This is a genomic window from Streptosporangium sp. LJ11, assembly GCF_051918945.1.
GTDB lineage: Bacteria > Actinomycetota > Actinomycetes > Streptosporangiales > Streptosporangiaceae > Streptosporangium.
This window is the reverse complement of the sequence record NZ_JBPXMB010000009.1, coordinates 223,240-238,692: the sequence shown is the minus strand read 5'-3', so window position 1 is coordinate 238,692 and position 15,453 is coordinate 223,240. Positions and strand designations below refer to the sequence as shown.

At 72.8% G+C, this 15,453-nt stretch carries 12 protein-coding genes; 6 read left to right on the top strand and 6 right to left on the bottom strand.

All coding sequences use genetic code 11. From position 1 onward, the window contains the following. Window positions 1-5 precede the first annotated feature (5 nt). Entirely contained in the window at window positions 6-881 is an 876-nt protein-coding gene (locus ACTOQ3_RS15950; protein WP_362839252.1) for a sugar kinase, read from the top strand. 36 nt (window positions 882-917) lie between these two features. Here ACTOQ3_RS15950 and ACTOQ3_RS15945 read toward each other — a convergent pair whose 3' ends face one another. The 5 genes from ACTOQ3_RS15945 to ACTOQ3_RS15925 all read right to left on the bottom strand — a co-directional run bounded on the left by ACTOQ3_RS15945 (window position 918) and on the right by ACTOQ3_RS15925 (window position 8,595). Then, a complete protein-coding gene (locus ACTOQ3_RS15945) occupies window positions 918-1,655 on the bottom strand; it encodes an acetoacetate decarboxylase family protein (RefSeq protein WP_440084149.1) in 738 nt (245 codons plus the stop codon). Further along, window positions 1,640-2,725: a glycosyltransferase gene (locus ACTOQ3_RS15940; protein ID WP_440084148.1), complete on the bottom strand. Its 1,086-nt coding sequence runs from the start codon at window positions 2,723-2,725 to the stop codon at window positions 1,640-1,642. The genes ACTOQ3_RS15945 and ACTOQ3_RS15940 overlap by 16 nt, the downstream gene beginning before the upstream one ends. Window positions 2,726-2,825: 100 nt before the next feature. Next, window positions 2,826-4,895, bottom strand: a complete 2,070-nt coding sequence (locus ACTOQ3_RS15935; RefSeq protein ID WP_440084147.1) for an acyltransferase family protein — start codon at window positions 4,893-4,895, stop codon at window positions 2,826-2,828. 465 nt (window positions 4,896-5,360) lie between these two features. Next, window positions 5,361-6,980, bottom strand: a complete 1,620-nt coding sequence (locus ACTOQ3_RS15930) for an LCP family protein (protein ID WP_440084146.1) — start codon at window positions 6,978-6,980, stop codon at window positions 5,361-5,363. A 157-nt stretch (window positions 6,981-7,137) separates the two neighbouring features. After that, window positions 7,138-8,595, bottom strand: a complete 1,458-nt coding sequence (locus ACTOQ3_RS15925; protein ID WP_440084145.1) for a hypothetical protein — start codon at window positions 8,593-8,595, stop codon at window positions 7,138-7,140. A 225-nt stretch (window positions 8,596-8,820) separates the two neighbouring features. On the opposite strand from ACTOQ3_RS15925, the gene ACTOQ3_RS15920 reads away from it, so the two are divergent. From ACTOQ3_RS15920 to ACTOQ3_RS15905, 4 genes are all read left to right on the top strand, one after another. Then, window positions 8,821-10,923 (top strand): hypothetical protein, encoded by a 2,103-nt coding sequence (locus ACTOQ3_RS15920; protein WP_440084144.1) that lies wholly within the window; start codon window positions 8,821-8,823, stop codon window positions 10,921-10,923. A 168-nt stretch (window positions 10,924-11,091) separates the two neighbouring features. Further along, complete coding sequence (locus ACTOQ3_RS15915; RefSeq protein WP_440084143.1) at window positions 11,092-11,349, top strand: type II toxin-antitoxin system Phd/YefM family antitoxin; 258 nt, start codon at window positions 11,092-11,094, stop codon at window positions 11,347-11,349. A 162-nt stretch (window positions 11,350-11,511) separates the two neighbouring features. Next, window positions 11,512-12,405 (top strand): glycosyltransferase family 2 protein, encoded by an 894-nt coding sequence (locus tag ACTOQ3_RS15910; RefSeq protein ID WP_440084142.1) that lies wholly within the window; start codon window positions 11,512-11,514, stop codon window positions 12,403-12,405. Then, entirely contained in the window at window positions 12,405-13,505 is a 1,101-nt protein-coding gene (locus ACTOQ3_RS15905) for a glycosyltransferase family 4 protein (RefSeq protein ID WP_440084141.1), read from the top strand. The genes ACTOQ3_RS15910 and ACTOQ3_RS15905 overlap by 1 nt, the downstream gene beginning before the upstream one ends. On the opposite strand, the gene ACTOQ3_RS15900 is transcribed toward ACTOQ3_RS15905, so the two are convergent. Next, complete coding sequence (locus tag ACTOQ3_RS15900; RefSeq protein ID WP_440084140.1) at window positions 13,460-14,425, bottom strand: lysylphosphatidylglycerol synthase domain-containing protein; 966 nt, start codon at window positions 14,423-14,425, stop codon at window positions 13,460-13,462. The genes ACTOQ3_RS15905 and ACTOQ3_RS15900 overlap by 46 nt on opposite strands. Window positions 14,426-14,551: 126 nt before the next feature. Between ACTOQ3_RS15900 and ACTOQ3_RS15895 the strand changes: the two genes are divergently transcribed. After that, the gene (locus ACTOQ3_RS15895; protein ID WP_440084139.1) at window positions 14,552-15,391 is read left to right on the top strand and encodes a class I SAM-dependent methyltransferase; all 840 of its coding nucleotides are present in this window, start codon (window positions 14,552-14,554) and stop codon (window positions 15,389-15,391) included. The last annotated feature ends 62 nt before the right edge of the window (window positions 15,392-15,453 follow it).

The window sequence follows — 15,453 nt, the reverse complement described above, 5'->3', positions numbered from 1 at the left end:
CCGCAGTGGACGTTTACACCCTCGGCGAGGCGTTCGGCGTCGTCACCAGCGGCCGGATCCGCCACGAGCACGAGGCCAGGCTGGACGTCGCCGGGGCCGAGTTCACCGTCGCGGTCGGGCTGTCCCGGCTCGGCCACCGGGTGGGCTGGCTGGGCAAGGTCGGCGGCGACGAGCTGGGGGCCAGGATCCTCACCGCGCTGCGCGGCGAGGGCGTGGACGTCTCCGACGCACGGGTGGACGAGGGGTCCCCGACCGGGATCCTCCTGAAGGAGTCGCGGCTCGGCCAGGCGTCCAGGGTCACGTACTACCGCACCGGCGTCAGGCTCGCCCAGGGGAACGTTCCGGTGGACCGGATCGCGGCCTCCCGCGTCCTGCACGTCAGCGGGATCACCGCCGCGCTGAGCGCGCGCGACGCCATGCACGCCGCCGTACGCGCCGCGCGGACCGCCGGGGTCGCGGTCTCGGTGGCGATCGACTACCACGACCAGCTCTGGCCCGACCTGCGCGAGGCCGAGGAGATCCTCAGCGTGCTGGCCTGCTCGGCCGACGTGCTGTTCGTCCGGCAGACCGAGCTCGACCTGGTCAAGCCCGCGCTCACCGGGGATCGCGAGGTCATCGTGACCCGCGGCGCCCGGGGGGCGAGCGTGCGGGTCGACGGCGTCCGCCACGACGCCGCGAGCCTCTCCACGCCCGTGGTCGACCCCAACGGCTCCGGGGACGCCTTCGTCGCGGGTTATCTCAGCGCGCTGCTGGAAGGTCTGCACCCGGCCGACCGGTTGCGCCGGGGCGGCCTGCTCGCGGCCTTCGCCTCGTCGGGGCCCAGCGACTGGCAGGGCCTGCCGACGAGGGCCGAGCTGCCCCTGCTGGAGCTCGACGCCTGATCCCGCACGCGGCTCCTGCCCGGGCTATCAGGGCCGTCAGGGTTCCTTCGCCTCGCCGAGCGTCATGGCCAGGTGCGAGACCGTGCTCGTCACCAGGGCGCGCTTGGGCAGGCCGAGCTCGCTCAGCTCCTTGGCGATCGGATGGTTGCCCAGGCGGATGAGAGCGCCGCCGGGACGCGTGCGGATCCCCCGGGGGGACAGCGACCAGGGGATGCGGCGGGTGACGCCGTCCAGGTGGCTGTAGGCGTCGAGGGGGGTCATCATGCCGGTGCCCGGCACCGGGACGCCCGGTTTGATCAGCAGGTCCAGCACCAGGCGGCCGTCCTTGCGCACGATGCACCGTTTGTAGGGGGAGGACATGCGCAGGTCGATGTCGGCGAGTTCCTTGGGGAAGCCCCAGATGGCGCGACCCGCCTCCAGGGTGAAGCCCTGGTCGACAGGGAGCCAGTGGACGAACGCCCCGGCGCCGGTGCGGTGCAGCTCGGCCAGGTTCGCGCGCAGCCCCCCGCCGGGAACGTGGCCGGAGCCGGGAGGCCTGGCCAGGAAGGCGACGCCGAACTCGTGGTAGCAGCCCAGGTCACTGTCGAGATAGTCGGCGAACACCAGCGTGCACAGAGCCTTGCGGGGCAGCACCTCGGCGACGTCCAGGTGCGAGTAGGCGATCACCGCCCGCGCGGCGTCCGCCCTGACCAGGTAGGACGCGCTGCAGACCATGACGTCGCGGACGCGGACCGGCATGGTGACCTCGCGCCCCTGAATCAGATGGCGTGCCATGCCTCCAGTACACCAATCTCCAGGCCGGACGTCACTGGTTTGCCCGCCCATTCCTCCAGCCGCCCGACGAACGCGCCCGCGTGGTCCGGCCAGTTGTGGTGGGCCAGGGCCTCGGCGTGGCCGCGCGCGCCCGTCGCGGCCGCCCCTTCGGGGTCGTCCCGCAACGCCAGCACCGCGCGTACCACCGCCCGTGCGTCCCCGAAGGGGACGACGACACCGCACCCGGTCCTCTCGACCATGGACGCCGCGGCGGGCAGGGGGGTGGTGACCACCGGGACTCCCCGGGACATGTAATCGATGATCTTGGCCGGTACGGGCCGGGGGCCGGGAGCGTCGTGCGGGAGCGACAGGCCGGCGATCGCCCCCTCGGCCATCCGCAGCGCGTGCCGGTTGGGCACGTAGCCGTACCAGTCGAGCAGGCCCTCCCGCTGCGCGTCCCGCAGCAGCGGCCTGATCCGGACGTCGGCCGAGCCGATCAGGTCGAGCCTGATCCCGTACGGGAGCAGCAGCCGGGCCGATTCGATCAGCTCGGCCACGCCCCCGGCCTCGGAGAGGTGGCCCACGTGGACCACCCGGTTCCGGCCGGGCGGCGCGGGCGGCGCCGAGGGCACGTAGGCGGCGTTGGGCACGACCGGGTGGGGGCCGGAGAACCGCTCCCGGTAGGAGTCCTCGGCCAGGATCAGGTGCAGGCGGTGCTCCGCGCGGGCCTCGACCCGGCGTACCAGCGCGGGCAGGGCCCGGCGCAGGTGTCCGGGGAGGCCGGTGGCCGTGCTCCAGGCGCCCAGGGTGGTCCCGACGTCGTCGCGCACGTCCCAGACGGTGACGGGGCGGCGCCTGGGCAGGCGGAACAGCAGTTCCGTGTCGTGCACGACCAGCAGGTCGGCGCCTTCCACCCCGCGTTCGAGTGCCCTCCGGGCGGCCTTCAGCGCCCGCCTGCGGCGCCCGGCGATCGCCCGGGGCACGTCGATCGCCCGGATCCCGGGATCCGGGGTGACGTTGCAGTCGGTGAAGGGGGCGACGTAGGTGATCTCATGCCCGGCGTCGAGGAGCGACCGGATCTGCCGATGCATGATCCGGGCGTCCTCTGGGTGATGAGCGATTGTCGCGACGCATACCCGCATATCCCGATGCTGAGCGTTCGTTCCGTCATCACCGGATGTGTGGGGTGAATTACCGGGTAACTGACGCTGAACTCTCCTTGGCGGCGGGGGCGGCGTCGGCCGGTGCGGTGGTAGCGGCAGTGGTGTCGGCGGGCGGGGACGGGCGGCGGTAGAGCCATACCAGGCGGGGCTCGAGCATCCACTTGAAGAGTTTGCGGGTCTCCGGCAGGCACAGCACGATGGCGAGGGCGAGCGAGCTGCACGCGATCGCCGCCACGCCCAGCGGGCCGTACAGCCAGGGGAAGCTCAGCCAGCCCTGGTCCTTGGCGATGACCACCACGACGCCGTGGAGCAGGTAGGCGTACAGGGTGCGGGTGCCGAGGTCGGAGAACCAGGTCTCGCCCCGGGGCACCAGCGCGAGCACCGCGACCGTCATGACCAGCGCGGCGACCAGCACGGCGCCGCGCACGCCGAAGCCCAGCCACCAGGTCATGTCCATGGCCTTGAAGCTGTAGCGGAAGTAGATCGGGTCGAGCGGGACGTGGGGCGCGATGACGATCGCCACCCCGGCGGCGCCGACGAGGACGACCGCTGAGGTGATCTTGACCCAGAGGGGCTTGAGCAGGTCGAAGTGCTCCGGCTTGAGCAGCAGGCCGAGCACGTAGAACGGCAGCAGGCCGAAGAAGCGGTCGATGCTGAAGTCGCCGGAGATCTCCGAGAAGCCCGCGGCCATGTAGATGACCACCGCGACCAGCAGCGGCTGCCGCATCCGCGTCCAGATGGGCGTGGAGATCCGCCAGAGGACCAGGGCCAGCAGATACCAGTTCAGCCAGGCCGGATCAATTATCGTCAGCGTCCACTTCTGGCCAAGCCCGTAGCGGAGCAGCGCGTAACCGATCTCCACGACCACGTACGGGATCAGCAGGGTGTCGACCAGCTTGTTGATCTTCGCGTTGGAGTTCCAGAAGTTGCGGCCCAGGTAGCCGCTGATCAGCACGAACGCCGGCATGTGGAACATGTAGATGAACAGGTACGCGGCCTCCGCCGAGTGCGCCTTCAGGGTGGGGACCAGCGAGTGGCCCGTCACCACCAGGGCGATCAGGACGAACTTCACGTTGTCGAGGTAGGGCTCGCGCTTCTTCCTGGCCGCGGGGGCCGGGGCCTCCTCCTCGGCGATCGGCTCGCGCTCGCGCTCGGCCCGCAGCTCCTGCTCGGCCTGCGGGCCCTGGTTCCAGAACGAGGGCTCGCTCTCCCTGCTGGTGTTCTCCCAGTAGGAGAAGGGGCGCTCGCCGGCCGGCCGCGGCTCCTGACGGGGCCGCGGGGCGGAAGGCGGTCGTCCCGTGTCCGGGAAGCGCACGGGAGCCTGCGGCTCTCCGGGCAGCCGTGGCCGTCCGGGAAGCTGGGAATCCCCGGGGACCCCGGGATATCCGGGGGCGGGTTCCCGGCCGGGAGCCCGAGGGGGCGCGGCTCCCCCGGGCGGGGGGACGCGCGGCGGCGTGGGCGGCGGAGCCCAGTCGGGCCGGGGGGCCGGCACCTGGGGGGCGCCCTGCGGGGGAGTGGGGCCGTCCTGCGCCCATGACGGGGGGAAATCCTCACGCGCCCGCGGCGGGACCGGCGGGGCGGAACCCTCACGCCCTCGCGACGGGACCGGCGGGGAGGAGTCCTCCCGCGGCGGGACCGGGGCAGGGGAGTCCTCCTGTGCCCACGACGCCTGCGCCCACGACGAATCCTGCGCCCACGCCGGCCCTTCCTGGGACCACGCGGGCTCCTCGCGGATCCACGAGGGCTCCTGGGGGACCGGCTCGGCGTTCAGCGGCTTGGACAGGTCGAGCGGGTCGTGGGAGTCGTGGGGGCCACCGGCGTGCGGCTCGCGGTACGCCGGGTAGGCCCCCCACTCGGTGACCTCGCCGGGGCTCTCCTCACGGTCGTCCCCGGCGTCGCGCCGGGACGCCCGGCCGGAGGCGGCCGGACCCGGGGACGGCGGCTCCGGCCATGAGGGCTGGGATCCGCCGGACGCCTGCGCGTGGCCGGGCCACGGGGCGGATCTCCGGCCCTGCCCGCCGGTGGACCCGCCGGAGCCGGGTTCGGAACCGCCGTCGTCCTGGGGGGCCGGCACCTGGAAGGATCGGATGTCGCTCACGAGGGGAAGGCTCAGCTATCTGTCGGAGACCGGGGAGTAGTCGGGCAGACTGGCGGGGTGCCCGGGGGCGGGCCGGAGGTGCGGGCAGGCGTTCGCCTCGCGGCCTTGACCAACCCTAAACCGACTGTGCGCCCTCTGTCGCATGCACGCACTCTGATTCGGGCGGTTCTCGGGTAATCGTGACTGTCCACGGCGCGGTGAACGGCCGGTTCCCGACGCTTCCCCGGGCGGTGACTCCCCGCCGCCCGAGCATGATGTCCGGTTCGCCGGGCTCAGCCGCCGCCTCCGTCCGCGCGGTCCGGTTCCGCCCGGCCACCCGGCCGTGTCCGGCCACGGCGGCCGGCCGAACGACCGTCCGGCTCCGCCCGATCGCACGGCCACGTCCGGCCACGGCGGCCGGTCCGGCCGTCTCACCGGTCCGGCCGTCCTGCCGGTGGTTCGGCCGGGCCGCCGCGAAAAGGGGCGTCAGGTGCAGGGGTTGGTCTTGCTGTCGACGACCTTGTCCGTGAGGGCGTCGGGGATCTTCGGGAGGGCGCGGACGCCCGGCCAGTCGGCGCCGATGATCAGCTGGATGACCGGCCCGGTCGGGGCCTTGCCCCCCGGGGTGGGCGGGGGCGCCACGGACGGGACGTACTTCTCGGTGGTGACCGGCCTGACCTTGCCCGCGACCGGGGCGCGCTTGTCGCCGGAGAGCCTGGCGGCCAGCGCGTCGCCGTACGAGACGCCGTCGGCGGCGTCCTTCTTGGCGTAGCGCACCGTGGTGGTGGGCACGTTGCCGGTCGCCGGGCGGGCGTTGCCGACGTGGGTGACCACGAAGCCCTGGTCGGCCAGCTCGGCGGCGACCTCCCTGGCCCTGTTCGGGGTGTCCGTGCCGTTGAACACCTGGATCCTGACCTGCTCGCGCTTGACGGCCGGTTTGGCCTTGGGGTCCGGGGGCGGGGTGACCTCGGTGTCGTTCTTGATCGCGGCGAACAGCTGGTTCGCGTACGGCTGCACCCAGGCGACCCGGTTGGGGTCGTCGGGATGGGGGCCCCACGGGACGGTGATCAGCTTGACGCCGCCCGCGGTCAGCTTCTGGGCGCTCTTCCCGATCTCGAGCAGGGTGCCGGTGTCCTTGGCCAGCTCCTCGTCCATCCGGACGGACTTGGCGGCGGTGTTGATGAAGTTCAGCATCTTGCCGGGGTCGGTCAGCAGCTCGCTGCTGGTGGCCTTCTTCACCACCTGGCTGAGGAAGACCTGCTGGCGCTTGATGCGGCCGATGTCGCTGCCGTCGCCGTAGCCGCGCAGCCGGACGTAGCCCAGGGCCTTCTCGCCCGCCAGGAGATGCCAGCCCGCGGGAAGGGTGAGCTTGGCCTTCTTGTCGTCGACCGGCTTGGTGAGGCAGACCCTGACGCCGCCGAGGGCGTCCACGATGTTCTTGAAACCGGTGAAGTCGACCTCGACGAAGTGGTCGATGCGGATGTCGGTGAGCGCCTCGATCGTGGTGATCGTGCAGGTGATGCCGCCCTCGTTGTAGGCGGCGTTGATCATCTCGGTGCGGGCCGCCACCGGTGCGCCCGTCTCGGACTGGCAGGCGGGCATGTCGACCACCGAGTCGCGGGGGAAGCTGACGAACGTCGCCTTGTCGCGGTCGGGGGCGATGTGCATGAGGATGATCGTGTCGGTGCGCTTGCCCGCGTTGGCCATCTTCTGGCCGTACTTGAGGTTGTCGCCCTCGCGGGTGTCGGAGCCCACGATCAGTACGTTGAGCGCGCCCTTGACGGCCGCCGGGCGGTTGTTGCCGAGCTTGCCGGTGATCGCGACACCGCTGAAGTTGCCGACCGTGTTGCGGTAGACCCCGTAGCCGCCCAGGGTGCCGAGCACCAGCAGGCCGGTCGCCGCGATGCCGGCCCAGGCGCCGACGGTGAGCCGCCGCTGCTTGCGGCCCCTGCCCCCCGGCGTCGCCTCCCCCGGCTGCGTCGGGAGGTCTCTCGGCGGGCTTTCCTGAGGGGGCCCGTCCCCTCCCGCGCGCCGCGCGCCGCGGCGGCCGTGGGAGGCGGGTTCGCTCCGGCGGTCCCTGACGGCCGTCTGCCGGTGGTCGCTCATACGAGCCTCCCGCTGGGCGGCGGCGTCGTCCGGTGCTCGTGCTCGATCATCGAGCCCAAAGGGTAGATCACGAGGTGCGCGCCAGGAGTCGTGATGATGCGAACTTGGCCAAGACCGCCCCCTGACACCGCCATGATGGATCCGGCGGCCAGCATACTCAAATGCGGACATTAGTAGGAATGTTACTGAAATTAGGTTTACGTACGACAAGTGCGGCCGCCAGGCAGGCGGCGGGCACGGCCGGCAGGACGTACCGGTAGTCGAACTCCGCCACCGCCGCCGGCATCACCAGCAGCACCACCGCCACCGACCAGGGCAGCGCCCACGCCGTGGAGTCCGGGCGGAAGCGCCGGACGCACGCCGCCGCGGGCGGTAGCAGCAGGATCACCAGGACCGCCGCGCCAGGCAGTCCGGCGATTCCCTGATAGGTACGGATCCAGCCCGCGTACGGTTCGACGATCCGGGTGGAGATCGGGCCCCGCTCGTAGCGCTTCGCGGCCTCGGCGCCCACCGTCGCCGGATAGCGCCCCGGCGGCGCGGGCGGGGTCGCCGGGAATTGGTAGTAGTCGTAGATCTCCTGGTCCGGGTAGACCGGGCGGCCCACCGTGAACGAGCGGGCCAGCTCCGAGGCGACCGAGCCGAGATAGTCCAGCGGCTGGCTCAGGATCGCCAGCGACGCGAACCGCCCGGCCAGCGTGTCGTTCGTCCGGGTGAAGGTGATGCCGGGCAGCCTGACCAGCGGCGAGTCCTGCGCCCAGACGTACTCCTGCGCGGGAGGCCGCCGCGCCGCCGGGCGGGGGTCGCAGAGCACCGCCAGGTCGGGCGGCGGGCGCATCACGCCGCAGTCGGCGAAGGTCATCGTCTTGCCGTACAGGAAGACGCCGTTCGCGCCCACGATGCCGATCCGCTGGTACGTCGCGTAGAACCAGGCCCCGTACCCGAGGACGGGCACCGTCGCGGCGGCGAGCATCACCCCCGCCGCGAGCACCCGGCCCCGCTCCCTGAAGATCAACCACGCCGCGAAGAGGGCCACCAGCGGCAGCCCGACGGTCCTGGTCAGCGTCGCCGCCGCGAGCAGCAGCCCGATCCCGCACGCCGTACGCCACCCGACGGACCCGCGCACGGCCAGGCAGGCCGCCGACATGACCAGGGCCGCGAACAGGGTGTCGGAGACCAGCAGGTGCTCCAGCTGGATCTGGTAGGCGTCCAGGAGGGAGGGGACGGACGCGAGCGCGGCGGCCCAGCCTGGCGCCCGCAGCCGCCGCGCGGTGAGATAGACCAGCACGCCGACCAGCAGCCCGAGCAGGTGCTGGGCGAGCGCGACGACGGCGAACTCGTGGAACGGCTCGAGCAGCCGCATGAACATCGGGTACCCGGCGGGGCGGACCAGGTCGGGCCGGGGTTTCAGCGCGGTGACGACGTACGTGTAGGAGTCGGGGAACCAGAGCGCGGGCCGGTAGCCGAGCATGGCGATCACTCGCAGCGCGATCCCCGCGGCCAGCACGCTCAGGAACCAGCGGTGCTCCAGGAGCAGGCGGCGGCCCCGGAGCCCGCGGCGGTCAGGAAATTCGCGGTCGCCCCGAAACCCGCGATACCGCCGCACCCACCCGATCACTCGTCCCCCTCCTCGAATGCTGCGCGTACGCTACCGGCTTCGACCTGGCCCCGCGCTCGCGCCGGTCCCGTGTCCGCGCCCCCGTCCCCGCCCTCGGTCCCCGTCCCCGTCCCCGTTCCGGGTCCTTGTCAGGCCTCGTGCCCGCCCGGTCCTCGCCCGGACCCGGGCCCCCGGGCCCGGCGTGCCGGGTGCGGGCCGGAAGTGGCACTACGCTCGGTTCGCATCATGACCACCGGCTGGCTGGACCGTACGCGCAGGCCCTCGGCGGGCAGGGTGCTCGCCGTGGTCTCCGTCGTGCCCGCGCTCGTCCTGGCGGGCTGGCTGCTGACCGGGCTGCCGCTGCTGCTGCTCGGCTGGTTCCGGCCGCTCGTCGCGGTCCCGCTGGGGCTGGCGGCCGTCGCGCTGCTGTGCCGGTACGGCCTGCGCCGCCTGCCGGAGACCGTCGAGGCGACCGCATGGCAGGTCGCCGGGGTGGTCGCCGCCGCCCTGGCCTCCGGGATCTTCAACGGCCTGCTGCACGGCGAGCAGCTGATCGTTCGCCGCGACCCCGCCACCTACGCGCAGTACGGCGTCTGGCTGGCCCGGCACGGCTCGCTGCCGATCCCCTCCCAGGAATGGGCCTTCGGCGGCACCGACCCGGCGCTCCACTTCGACAGCGTGGGCTTCTACGCCTCCGGCGGCGCGGTCGTGCCGCAGTTCATGCCGGGGGCGCCGATGCTCCACGCGGTGGGCGCCTGGCTGGGTGACGTCGCGGGGCTGCTGCTGGTGCCGCCGGTGCTGGGGGCGGCGGCCGTGCTGGTCCTCGCGGGGGTCGTCGCCCGGCTCGTCGGGGCTCGCTGGGCACCTCTCGCCGCGCTGGCCTTCGCCGTCTGCCTCCCGATCCTCTACACCTCGCGGACGACCTTCAGCGAGATCCCGTCCCTGGTCCTGCTCTTCGGCGGCCTCGCCCTGCTGTACGACGCCGAGGCCAGGCTCCGCTCCGGGTCCGGCTCCGGCTCCGGTGAGGGGGCGGCGCGGACGGGGGCCGCCCTGGCGGGGCTGGTGTTCGGGCTGGCCGTCCTGGTCAGGATCGACGGGCTGCGCGACGTGCTCCCCGTGCTCGTCTACGCCGGGCTGCTCATCGCCCTGAGCCGGGCGGGGGACCGCGACGGGGGACGGCTGGGCGTGCCGCTGCTCGGCGGGCTGGTGGCGGGGGCCGGGCTGGGCCTGGCCGCCGCCTACCTGCTGTCCAGGCCGTACCTGGACTACCTGTCGGACTCGGTCGTCCCGCTGCTGGCCATCTGCGGCGCGGTCGGGATCCTCACCGTGGTGGCGGCGGCGCTCGCCCCGCGGCTCGCGGCCCCGCTGCGGCGGGTGGCCGGTGTCCCGAGGCTGCCCGAGATCGCCGCCGGCCTGGTCGCGCTGGTCGCGGCGGCCTTCGCCGCCCGGCCGTGGCTGGAGACCGTGGTCCGGCCGCCCGTCACGGACGACGACCGGGTGACCGCGGAGTTCATCAAGGGCGTCCAGCGGATCAACCGCCTGCCGCTCGACGGCTCCCGGCTCTACTACGAGAACTCGGCGCACTGGGTGATCTGGTACATCGGGCTTCCCGCGGCGCTCCTGGCCACCCTCGCCGCGGTCGTGCTCACGCGCAGGCTGGTCAGGGGAACGGCCCCCGGCTGGCTGCTGCCGCTCGCCGTCATCGGCTGGACCACGGTCACCACGCTCTACCGGCCCGGCATCACCCCCGACCACCCGTGGGCCGCCCGGCGGCTGGTCCCCGTCGTCATCCCCGGCCTGATCCTGCTCGCCGCCTGGGGGCTGCGCTGGACGCGCGACAGGGCGCGGAGGTCGGGGTACGGCCAGGGGGCGCGCAGGGGCCTCGTCGCGGCCGGCGCGGTCCTCCTCCTCGTCCCCCCGGTGATCACTTCGGGGGGAACGGCGTTCAGCCCGGTCGACCGCGGCGAGCTCGCCGCGGTCGAGACCATGTGCGCGGCCCTCCCGCCGCGCGCCTCGGTGCTCGTCGTCGAGCGCGTCACCGCCGCCCGCTTCACCCAGGTCGTCCGGGGCGTCTGCGGTCTCCCGGCCGCCCGGCTCACCATCTACCGCTCCGACATCCCCAGGTCCGCCGACGTCGCCCGCCTGGCCGCCCGCGTCCGCGCCGCCGGCCGCATCCCGGTCCTGCTCGCCGCCGAGTCCCGGCAGCTCTCCGGATACGGCACCCCCGTCCACATCATGAACCTCCGCACCCGCCAGGACGACCGTTCCCTCGTCGACGCCCCCAACGGCACCTGGTCCCTCGCCGCCGACGTCTGGATGACCGTCCCGCGGGCGAACAGGGACACGTGAGGGACGGAGCCGAGGAGTCGCCCGCCGGGGAACCGGAGCGCGGGTTCGTCGTGCCCCGCTGGTCGGCGCAGCGGCCGTCGACCTCTGAATGACCTTTTCGGCAGGCTGGCGACGCCGGTCGGAGAGGTTTCCCTGCCGATGTGGCCGCCTCGAAATTACGATCGCCACATGAGCGAGCCGTTGTCCGACGATGAGTTCAACGACCACGCGGCGGATGTGCGTGACCTCACGCACGGAACCGGTCAGGTCCTCGCCCGCGTCAAGGTGGGCGAGGCGCTGAGCGTCGCCGAGAGGGGAGAACCCATCGCCATGGTCGTCTCTTCGCGCCGGCCCAGGAGAGTCATGCCCGCTGTGGGCTGTGCCGCCGGCGGAGATCCCGGGTGGGCCTCCCGCGCCGACGAGAATCTTGACGGATTCGGTGAATGATCATCGCGGAGGGTATGGGCGGGGAATGAGCCGGTCCGGTGGGAGCGGCCCAAAGCCACACCGGGAAGCCGTCCTGAGAAGGTGATGTGCGCTCGGGCCCCGCCCGGGCAGAGTATCCTCGCCCGTCGAGAGCATGCCCGAGAGCCCGAGAGTGGATCAGCCGTGGACGCAACGCCGTACGTGACCATCGTCCTGCCGTGTTACAACGAGCAGGACCACGTCATCGCCGAGGTCGAGCGCATCTGCGAGGCCATGGACCACAGCGGATACACCTACGAACTCGTGGCGGTGGACGACTTCTCCACCGACGAGACCCTGGCCAGGCTGCAGGAGGCCGCGCCCAGGTTCCCGAACATGCGGATCAGGGCCTTCCACCGCAACGGCGGCTCCGGCACGGTGCGCAGGATCGGCACCCAGGAGGCGAACGGCGAGATCGTCGTGTGGACCGACGCCGACATGACGTACCCCAACGAGCGCATCCCCGAGCTCATCCAGATCCTGGAGAAGGACCCGGCGATCGACCAGGTCGTGGGCGCGCGGACCAGCGAGGAGGGCTCGCACAAGTTCCTGCGGGTCCCGGCCAAGTGGTTCATCCGCAAGGTGGCCGAGCGGCTGGCCGGGCAGAAGATCCCCGACCTCAACAGCGGGCTGCGGGCGTTCCGCAAGTCGGTCGCCAAGCCCTATTTGAGGCTGCTGCCGCCCGGGTTCTCCTGCGTCACGACGATCACGCTGTCGTTCCTGTCGAACCAGCACGACGTCTACTACCTGCCGATCGGCTACAGCAAGCGGGCGGGCAAGTCCAAGTTCAGCTTCGTCTCCGACGCCTACCGCTACATCCTGCAGGTGCTGCGGATGGTCATGTACTTCAACCCGCTCAAGGTCCTCATGCCGCCCGCGCTCTGGCTGGTCGGCATCGGCATGGTCAAGGGCGTCGTCGACATCGTCCGCTACGGGTTCTACCTGACCAGCAACACCATCGTGATCTTCCTGTCCGGCCTGCTCATCGGCTCGCTGGCGCTGCTGGCCGACCTCATCGTGCGCTCCAGGAGCGAGTAGTGCGGATCGCCGTCGTCGGGCCGACGTACCCCTACAAGGGCGGCGGGGCCGCGCACACCACCGAGCTCGCCCACCGGCTGCGGGCCGCCGGGCACGACGTGGTGATCGAGTCGTGGCGGGCGCAGTACCCCTCCTTCCTGTATCCGGGGAAGCAGACCGCCGAGACGCCCGACGGCGAGCCGTTCCCGCACGTCCGGCGCGACCTCGACTGGCGCCGCCCGGACGGCTGGGTCCGCGCCGGGAGGCGGCTCAGGAGCGCCGACCTGGTCGTCCTCGCGGTCCTCAGCCCGGTGCAGGTCCCGCCGTACCTGGGCATCCTGTACGGCCTGCGCCGCCGGACCCGGGTCGTGGCGCTCTGCCACAACGTCCTGCCGCACGAGCGCAAGCCGTACGACACGCCGCTGATGAAGGCGTTGCTGCGCCGGGTGGACGCGGTGCTCGTCCACTCCGAGGGACAGGCGGGCAAGGCCCGCGACCTGGCGGCCACGCCCGTGCGGGTGGCCGAGATGGCGCCGCACCTTCCATCGGGGGCCGATCCGGGGGCCGATCGCCGCGGACCGGAAGAGGGCGTGCACCACAGGCTGCTGTTCTTCGGTCTCGTCCGGCCGTACAAGGGGCTCGACCTGCTGCTGCGCGCGTTGCCCGAGGGCGTGTCGCTGCGGGTCGCCGGGGAGTTCTGGGGCGGCCTGGAGGAGACGACCAGGGCGCTCGTCACCGAGCTGGGGCTGGACGGGCGGGTGGAGCTGCGGCCGGGGTACGTGGCCTCGGCCGACGTGCCGGGGCTGTTCGCGGACGTGGACGCGCTGGTCCTGCCCTACCGGAGCGGGACGGCCAGCCAGCAGGTGTGGCTCGGTCACGAGCACGGGGTGCCGGTCGTCGCCAGCCGGGCGGGCACGCTCGGCGACCACGTCACCGACGGGGTGGACGGGCTGCTGGTCGAGCCGGGCTCGGTGGAGGGGCTGCGCGCCGCGCTGGCCGCGTTCTACCGGCCGGGCGAGCCCGAGCGGCTGCGCGCCGGGGTCAAGGCCGTCGACCCCGAGCCGTACTGGGCCTCCTACGTCGAGACGCTGGTCTCCGACCCCTCGGGCTCCTTGCGCTGACGGTCCGCGGGGCCGGAGAGGCGTCCCCACAGGAAGCCGATCCCGGCCCAGCTCAGGTCGGCCAGGGTGAACATCACCCGCGACACCACCGCGGCCACCAGCGCCCTGGGGGTGTCGAGCACCGGCGCCAGGGCGAGCACCAGCGCCCCCTCGCGGACGCCGATCCCGGCGGGGACGATCACCGTGACGATGCCCGTCGCCCAGGCCAGCGCGTAGGCGCCGACCGCCACCGGATAGAGGGAGGCGCCCGAGGCGCCCAGGTCGGCCATCGGGAGCAGCAGGTGGGGGCCGTACACCAGCCAGCCGGTGACCGTGAGGGCGACCGCGACGAGCACGGCCCTGCCGCTGAGCAGCCGGCCCTGGCCGAGGGGCTCCTGGCGGGCGACCCGCAGGGCCAGGTTGAGCCCGAAGGTGAGCACCGCGGGGTGCAGGCAGACGGCGATGACGGGGATCAGCGCCAGCAGGTACCACGCCTGGGTCGCCCGGGTCAGGGTCTCGCGCAGGGTCACCGCCGCGACGAGCAGGGCGCAGCCCAGGGAGACCAGCAGGGCGAGGGAGACGGAGCCGAACATGCGCCGGGGCGGGACGTCGTGGTCGCGGCCGAGCTCGATCATCGCGGCGTACGCCCAGACGCTGCCCGGCACGTACTTGCCGAGCTGGCCGACGAAGAACACCCTCGCGGTGCTCCCGAGGGGGAGCGGCGAGCCCATCCCGGCCAGCACCGCCCGCCAGGCCAGCACCATGACGCCGATCCCGGCCATCACCGACAGGTAGGAGCCGCCGAGCGACCACCACGACAGCTGCGAGATCGCGGCCGCCGTCTCGTCACGGTTCCTGACCAGGCCGTAGCCGAGGAAACCCACCGCGACCAGCGCGAGCAGCACCCGGAGGAGGCGGCTTGACCGCAGTCGGCTGAGCATCCGCCCAGGTTACGACGGTCCCTTACCCGGCGGTAGGGTCACCGGTCACCGGTACTCTTGGGCGGCGTGGCGAAGCGGCGGCGGACCGCGTCACGCGGAGGGAAGAAGAGGAACGGTGAGCGAGTGATGAGCGCCGAGCGGGTCGCGCAGCTTGAGTACTCCGAGTTCCAGGCGGCGATGCTGGACGAGGAGAAGCGCCGCAGGAAGGCCGCGAAGATCGTCGCGGTGCTCGGGCACTTCCTCGGCAGGGACAAGGACGTCCTCGCCGGTCTGACGGTCGCCGACATCGGCTGCTCGGCGGGCTTCATCGCCGACGAGCTGGCCGCGGCGGGCGCGAGCCACACCTTCGGCGTCGACATCGACGTTCCGGGCCTGCGCAGGGCGTCCCAGAGGTTCGGCGAGCGGGTCGAGTTCGTGTGCGCGGACGGCACCGCGCTGCCCTTCCCCGACGGCTCGGTCGACGTGCTGGTCTTCAACCACATCTACGAGCACGTGGTCGACCCGGACGCGATCATGGCCGAGATGCGCCGGGTGCTCTCCGACGACGGCGTCCTCTACCTGGGGCTGGGCAACCGGCTCGGGGTGATGGAGCCGCACTACAGGCTGCCGTTCCTGTCCTACCTGCCGCCCGCGCTCGCCGACCGCTACGTGCGCCTCTCCGGCCGGGCCGACAGCTACTACGAGCGCTACCGGACCCGCCGGGGCCTGCGGAGGATGGTGCGCGGCCTGCGGGTGTGGGACTACACCTTCCCCGTGCTCGCCACCCCGGCCGCGTTCGCCGGGAACGAGCTCTTCCCCGGCCTGGTGGGACGGGTGGCGGGCGGGGTGCTTTCGAGGCTGCCCCGCCCGGTGCTGCGGGCCCTGCTGCCGGTGGTGCCCACCTACCTGTGGGTGGCGACCAAGGGCGACCGCCGCCCGGCCGGCCCCTCCCTGCCCCGGCCGCCAGAGCCGGTACGTCCCCTGTGAGCTCCTCACGGGCCTCCGGTGGGCCTTTCCGCGGTCATCGCGCCGGGAGACGCGCCGTGACC

Excerpts from the sequence above, each read along its gene's own strand:
- ACTOQ3_RS15945 (WP_440084149.1), bottom strand. The coding sequence starts at position 1,655 with ATGGCACGCCATCTGATTCAGGGGCGCGAGGTCACCATGCCGGTCCGC.
- ACTOQ3_RS15940 (WP_440084148.1), bottom strand. The coding sequence starts at position 2,725 with ATGCATCGGCAGATCCGGTCGCTCCTCGACGCCGGGCATGAGATCACC.
- ACTOQ3_RS15930 (WP_440084146.1), bottom strand. The coding sequence starts at position 6,980 with ATGAGCGACCACCGGCAGACGGCCGTCAGGGACCGCCGGAGCGAACCC.
- ACTOQ3_RS15920 (WP_440084144.1), top strand. The coding sequence starts at position 8,821 with ATGACCACCGGCTGGCTGGACCGTACGCGCAGGCCCTCGGCGGGCAGG.
- ACTOQ3_RS15915 (WP_440084143.1), top strand. The coding sequence starts at position 11,092 with ATGAGCGAGCCGTTGTCCGACGATGAGTTCAACGACCACGCGGCGGAT.
- ACTOQ3_RS15900 (WP_440084140.1), bottom strand. The coding sequence starts at position 14,425 with ATGCTCAGCCGACTGCGGTCAAGCCGCCTCCTCCGGGTGCTGCTCGCG.
- ACTOQ3_RS15895 (WP_440084139.1), top strand. The coding sequence starts at position 14,552 with ATGAGCGCCGAGCGGGTCGCGCAGCTTGAGTACTCCGAGTTCCAGGCG.